This is a genomic window from Citreimonas salinaria, assembly GCF_900107235.1.
GTDB classification, from domain to species: domain Bacteria; phylum Pseudomonadota; class Alphaproteobacteria; order Rhodobacterales; family Rhodobacteraceae; genus Citreimonas; species Citreimonas salinaria.
On record NZ_FNPF01000044.1, the window covers coordinates 1 to 5,413 of the forward strand.

8 protein-coding genes and 1 pseudogene are annotated in these 5,413 nt (G+C 62.2%); 2 read left to right on the forward strand and 7 right to left on the reverse strand.

Features of this window, described 5'->3' with window-relative positions:
• Positions 1–92: 92 nt before the first annotated feature.
• The 3 genes from BLW27_RS20260 to BLW27_RS22190 are packed head-to-tail and all read right to left on the reverse strand — an operon-like array spanning position 93 to position 1,319.
• On the reverse strand, positions 93–623 hold the full coding sequence (locus tag BLW27_RS20260; protein WP_089886515.1) for a hypothetical protein: 531 nt from the start codon (positions 621–623) through the stop codon (positions 93–95).
• Positions 620–883: a recombinase family protein gene (locus BLW27_RS20265; RefSeq protein WP_245710975.1), complete on the reverse strand. Its 264-nt coding sequence runs from the start codon at positions 881–883 to the stop codon at positions 620–622. Before BLW27_RS20265 ends, BLW27_RS20260 begins: the two co-directional genes overlap by 4 nt.
• Positions 765–1,319, reverse strand: a complete 555-nt coding sequence (locus tag BLW27_RS22190; RefSeq protein ID WP_089886519.1) for a recombinase family protein — start codon at positions 1,317–1,319, stop codon at positions 765–767. Before BLW27_RS22190 ends, BLW27_RS20265 begins: the two co-directional genes overlap by 119 nt.
• A 639-nt stretch (positions 1,320–1,958) precedes the next feature.
• On the opposite strand from BLW27_RS22190, the gene BLW27_RS20275 reads away from it, so the two are divergent.
• A complete protein-coding gene (locus BLW27_RS20275; protein ID WP_089886524.1) occupies positions 1,959–2,663 on the forward strand; it encodes an SOS response-associated peptidase family protein in 705 nt (234 codons plus the stop codon).
• Here BLW27_RS20275 and BLW27_RS20280 read toward each other — a convergent pair.
• The 4 genes and pseudogenes from BLW27_RS20280 to BLW27_RS20290 all read right to left on the reverse strand — a co-directional run bounded on the left by BLW27_RS20280 (position 2,647) and on the right by BLW27_RS20290 (position 4,858).
• Positions 2,647–3,066: a LysE family translocator gene (locus BLW27_RS20280; RefSeq protein WP_218141196.1), complete on the reverse strand. Its 420-nt coding sequence runs from the start codon at positions 3,064–3,066 to the stop codon at positions 2,647–2,649. The genes BLW27_RS20275 and BLW27_RS20280 overlap by 17 nt on opposite strands.
• Before the next feature lie 12 nt (positions 3,067–3,078).
• A complete protein-coding gene (locus tag BLW27_RS21570) occupies positions 3,079–3,273 on the reverse strand; it encodes a hypothetical protein (protein WP_218141195.1) in 195 nt (64 codons plus the stop codon).
• Positions 3,274–3,307: 34 nt separating this feature from the next.
• Positions 3,308–4,045, reverse strand: a pseudogene (locus BLW27_RS20285) (dihydrodipicolinate synthase family protein); the annotation flags it as partial.
• A gap of 195 nt (positions 4,046–4,240) precedes the next feature.
• Positions 4,241–4,858 carry a LysE/ArgO family amino acid transporter gene (locus BLW27_RS20290; RefSeq protein ID WP_089886522.1) on the reverse strand — a complete coding sequence of 206 codons (618 nt, stop codon included), beginning with the start codon at positions 4,856–4,858 and terminating at the stop codon, positions 4,241–4,243.
• A 98-nt stretch (positions 4,859–4,956) separates the two neighbouring features.
• On the opposite strand from BLW27_RS20290, the gene BLW27_RS20295 reads away from it, so the two are divergent.
• Positions 4,957–5,413: ArgP/LysG family DNA-binding transcriptional regulator (locus BLW27_RS20295; protein WP_143042397.1), on the forward strand; the 457-nt coding region annotated here is incomplete at its 3' end.

Here is a 5,413-nt window from a genome sequence, read left to right on the forward strand (position 1 = left end):
AATGATCTCATAGTCAGACATAAGCACGTGCTTAGGCATATGCCTAAGCCTCCATGGTTATGCCCGAGTGTCCGGTCGAAACGGGGGCCAGTTCAATCCACGACGATCCGATCCACCAGCTCGTGCAGCGCGTCGGCGGCACGCGACGCGACGCTCTCCTCCGAGAGCGTCGCGGCGATATCGCGGATCATCTCCCGGTAGAGGTCGGGCAGCCCGTCGGGCAGCTTGATCTCTGGCGGGATGATCTCCTCACGCATTGCCGTCAGCCGGACGAGGTCGGCGTCGATCTGGTTCAGCTCCTCAACGAGAGACTGCGATCCCAAGCCCTGGCGCGCCGGCAGGATGGGGTTCCGACGAGCTGTCTCCAGTCCCCTCACCCGATTATCGTGCAGATCCAGGGCGTCCTTGGCGGCGCCGCGCGTGGCCTTCAGCCGCTGCTGCACGCTCTTCCGGAACGCTACGTACGCGTCCGGTTTCATCAGGTCGTTCCGAAGCCCCGAGAGCACCAGAGGCAGGGCAATGCTGTCGCGCAGCCCCCTGAAACCGGAGCAGACGCTGGGCCCCTTCTCCTTGGCGTTCGCGCAATAGTAGGTCTTGTACTTGCCAGCGCCGGCCACGGTCATCCGACCGCCGCAGAGCCCGCATTCCAGCAGGCCGGACAGAAGGTACTTCCGCCGACGCAGCGCCTGGAGGACAGTTTGTTGCGGTCGGTGGTCTCGACCTTGGCGCGGCGTTTGGTGTGTGCTGCCTGCCGGGCCTTCACCTCATCCCATAAATCCTGGTCGATGATGCGCAGCTCGGGCACCTCGATGACTTGCCACTCGTTTTGCGGGTTGAGGCGAGACACGCGCTTCTCGGTGACCGGATCCCTGGTGTAGCTCAGTCTGTTCCAGAAACGGCGCCCGATATAGAGCTCGTTGTTGATGATTCCGGTGCCGCGGTCGCGATTGCCGTTGATCGTGTTCTGCTTTCAGTGACCGGAAGATCTGCGCTTCGATCCCACGGAGGGGGAAGCGCGCGGCCTTGTAGAAACCTGCCATGTGCTCCGGGTCTCGCGAGATGCGGTCGAGAGATTCCGTGAGGACGGTATCGAAGGAGCCGGTTCTCAAGGCTTCCGAGAGGCGTGTGAAGTCTTGGCGGGTCTTTCCCTTTGTTCCACTGACCGCGCTGTCGGAGAAGCGCTCAACGATCGTCCAGCCTTGCTGGCGCGCGTACCGCTCGCACTGGCGAAACTGGTCTTCGATCGACATCGGGTTCTGCATGTCCGTCGTGTAGCGGGCATAAAGAGCGACGCGGCGAGGCGTGGATTGCATGTTCATGTTGCTGATCTCCCATCTGGATCGTCGGAACGATGTATTTGCGCCGCCTCGGGGCGTGGGGCTCCCGCCGGGGGGTGGTGCATAGACTATCCCGGCGCGCAATGCAGGCGTGAAGAGGGTAAAATGCGCGCCATCCAGTCCCTTAGCCAGAGACGGCTGGCGCTGCCGACCGGGTGGTAAGAAACCATTCACGATGTCGCCGGTAAACCCGTGAAAACAGCCCTGAGCGGCGATAGCGTCTCCTCATCGCGTCAGTCTGCCTCTTTTGCCTCCCGCTCCTGCGAGAGCTTTCGAACAGCGGCTTCTGCGAGAAGGTCGATCAGTCTGTCGAGCGGCATCGGCGGAATCCTTTCCTGTCGGGCATCAAGCCAACCGACACAGGGAACGTTCTCCCGATCCGCGGCACTGGTCTGGCAACAGCGCCCGCAGGCTTGCCTGCGGGCGCGTCCTTGTCAGCGGACGAGGAGCGCCGCGTGCACGAGCAGCAGCAACACGATGCTGCCGCGGACGATGAGCGCGGGATGGCGCTGCATGAAGATGCGGGCCCGGCGATAACAAGCGGACATGTTGGCTCTCCGTGAAAGGCGTGCTGAGCTGCGGGCGGGCGCCACCGGCATCGGGCGCAACGGGGCAGGGCGCATGTGCAATTTCTATTCGTTGTCGAAGGGCCAGGCGGCGATCCGGGAGATCGTCAGTGTCTGGACTGACCGAACGGGCAATCTCGCACCGCAGCCAACAATCTTTCCGGACCAATCAGCGCCCGTCATCCGTGAGGGCGCCGAGGGCCGGGAACTCGTCATGGTGCGGTGGGAAATGCCGTCGCCCGGCTTCGCGCTGAAGACGCGCAAGACCGATCCCGGCGTGACCAACATCCGCAACGTGGCATTGCCGCACTGGCGCCGGTGGCTCGGGCCAGAACATCGCTGCCTCGTGCCATTCACAAGCTTCTGCGAGTACCGGGTCGAACCCGACAAGTCGCGAACCCCCGCCTGGCTCGCGCGCGGCGAGGATCGACCCCTGACCTTCTTCGCAGGGATCTGGACCCGATGGACGTCCGTCCGGAAGATCAAGGAGGGCGCGGTCGACGCGGACCTCTACGGCTTCCCGACCGCCGAGGCCAACGCGGCGGTCGGTGCGGCCCACCAAAAAGCGATGCCGGATATCCTGACCGAGCCAGAGGAGCCGCGACATTTTCCGCGGTCTAGAAACGACCGCATTGCAAACATTCCGGACCTTCGCTGCGCGTGCTCGATTCTCGCTACGCCCGCGAAGACTTCCGGAATGAAGGGCGCAAGTACGAGCCGCTCCGCGGCATCAAGTCTCCCTATCAAATGCGCGACATGAGGAGGCGGAGACCCGCAAAGCAGAAGAAAACTGCCAGAACGCCGTCGATCCCGCGCCGGGCACGCCGATAGAGTCTGATCATTGGCACGGTCGAGAACACGAGGGCGTAGCCGCAGAAGATCACGACGCTCAGGATTCCACAGCCGGCGAGAATAATGGCAACGTCATGCCACGACGAATCGACGCCGAGACGGAGCGTAACGAGCGCAATCCAAGCCAGCACCGCTTTCGAATTTGCGAGGTGCATGATCAATCCCTGACGGTAGAGGGCCGACGGCGACGGTGCGGCGGTACTTTCTTGAATCGCGCCTGAGGCGGCCGTGTCTTTGTTCAGGGCACTTCGGGCGGCCTTGAACGCGAGATAGAGCAGGTAGAGCCCGCCGACGATCTTCAGAGCGTGCAGTGCCTCGGTGTATCAAGCCAGGAGCGCGGAGACCCCGGTTGCCGCCGAAAGCCCCCAGAACAGGGAGCCGGACACGACACCGGCCGCGAGTGTCAGTCCGGCACGACGACCGTGGTTCGTCGCTACGCCCATGATGCGCAGCGTGCTGGGATCAGGACTTACCGCTGCGATCACATAGGCGGCAAAGACGATAAGCAGGTGGTGCATGCTCTCCACGGAACTCCGTTTCTCAAGTCGATTCTCAAGCCAAGAGTTCTTCGGGCAGGTCGCGTAGAACAGCAGCGATGTCCGTTTTTGCCGTCTCGCAAACGGGCAGAACCGGACGGGGAGGTTCGATATCGCTGAGTAGGAGCTGGCGGACCATTTCATGAACGACGCGAAAGCTCGTGTAGTGATGGAAAAGTCGCCATACAGGCTGGAGGGCCACATTGATGCGTTCCACCTCGTCGTGGTTACCCGCCTTTGCAGCCCGGACGAGTTGCTGACATGGCCGCGGAAGCGTGCCCGCAAGAACGCTATACCAAACGTCGGCACCGGCGATCATGGCTTGGGGGCAACACCAGTCCCCGCTGTAGCCGATGGAGAAATCCTGAGGAAAGAGAGCGCGCTGATGGGTCAGGTGCGCCGGGATGGCTTCCGGCGACGGAGCCGGATTCTTGATCGCAACGATCCCAGGCATTCCAGCAAGTTGCTGAAGCACCTCGTCGCCGAACCGGAAGTTGGTTACGCCCGGACTGTCATAGATGCAAAGGGGCAGCCCACTTTCTTCTGCCACCGCGGCAAAGTGCTTTAACATCTCGTTCTGGCTGAGCGGCAAATAGGCGATGGCGGATAGCAATCCTGCCTTTGCTCCAGCCTCCTTGGCATCTTTTGCAAGTTTGACCGCATCGCTGGTCCGCAATGCGCCCACGCCTACCATCACGGGGATATCCGGGTTCACCACCTCAATTGCGGCGTCAAGAGCCCGGCGACGTTCGTCGCGCGAGAGGTAGGGTTAGCTTCCCGTGCTTCCCAGAAGGCCGATCGAGTCCACTCCCGCAGCGGAGAGGCGCGATACCAGCTTTATGAGGCCATCTGCGTCAACTCGGCCCTCGGCATCTGCGGGGGTAAGGGGAAATGCAGATAGTCCTTCGAACAAGCTCATCTTGAGTCTCCTCGTCCTCACCCTGGTTTACTATCTCGCCCCTCCGACCAGCAGCTTGAACGCGATCAGCCACATCACCAGCGCAATGAGCGTCTCGAGGATGCGCCAGGCGACCGGCCGCTCGAACACTGGACGCAGCCGGATGGCGCCGTAGCCGAGGGCGAAAAAGAACACGAACGAACCGAGGATCGCGCCCACGGCGAAAGAGCCTTGTTCGTCGCCGAACTGGGTGGAGATGGAACCCAGCAGCACGACCGTGTCCAGATAAACGTGCGGGTTCAGCCACGTGATGGCAAGGCAGGCGACCAGCGTTCGGAAGAGATCCTTCACGGGCAGCGAGGCATCCGCCGCCAGCGCCTCGTCCGAGCGCACCGCCGACAGAATGCTCTTCACCCCATACCAGATCAGGAAGGCCGCGCCGCCGTATCGCATGACCGGTTCAAGCCATGGCAGCCAGTCCGACACCGTGCGGAAGCTGGTTACACCTATGGTAATCAGGATCGCGTCCGAGATCGCGCAGGCCAGGCAGACGGCAAGCACATGCTCGCCGCGCAGGCCTTGCCGCAGGACGAAGGCGTTCTGCGCGCCGATAGCCACGATTAGGCTGAGGCTCATCATCATGCCAGTGAAGAATACAGGAAGGTCCATAGGCAGGCGTCCGATCCGGTGGTGCTTTCCTTGCGCTACCCCGCGGCGGAAGATTAGACAAATTAAGTATGCTGATGCAGATGAAGGAATGCTAAATCATGATCGACTATGCGGCCGTTCGGGCCGTCGCCGCGGTCATTCGGACAGGCAGTTTCGAGAGAGCAGCCGCGTCGCTCAATGTCACACCGTCGGCCATCTCGCAGCGCGTCAAGCATCTCGAGGAGCGCCTCGGCACCGTGCTGATCGAGCGCGGAACGCCATGTACCGCCACAGAGAAGGGCCTGTCGCTTTGTCGGCACATGGACCGTGTCGGTATGCTGGAGAAGGAACTTATGGAGCACCTGCCAGAGCTTTCCGGGTCGGACGGAAACGCGCAGCGGGTGACGCTCAACGTCGCGACGAACGCCGACAGCCTCGGAACATGGTTCCTCAAGGCCATCGCAGCCTTCACCAGGACGACCGACTACCTCGTAAACGTCGCGATCGACGACGAAGACCACACCGCCGAATGGCTCCGTCGCGGCAGAGTCCTTGCCGCCGTCACCTCGCTGGAAC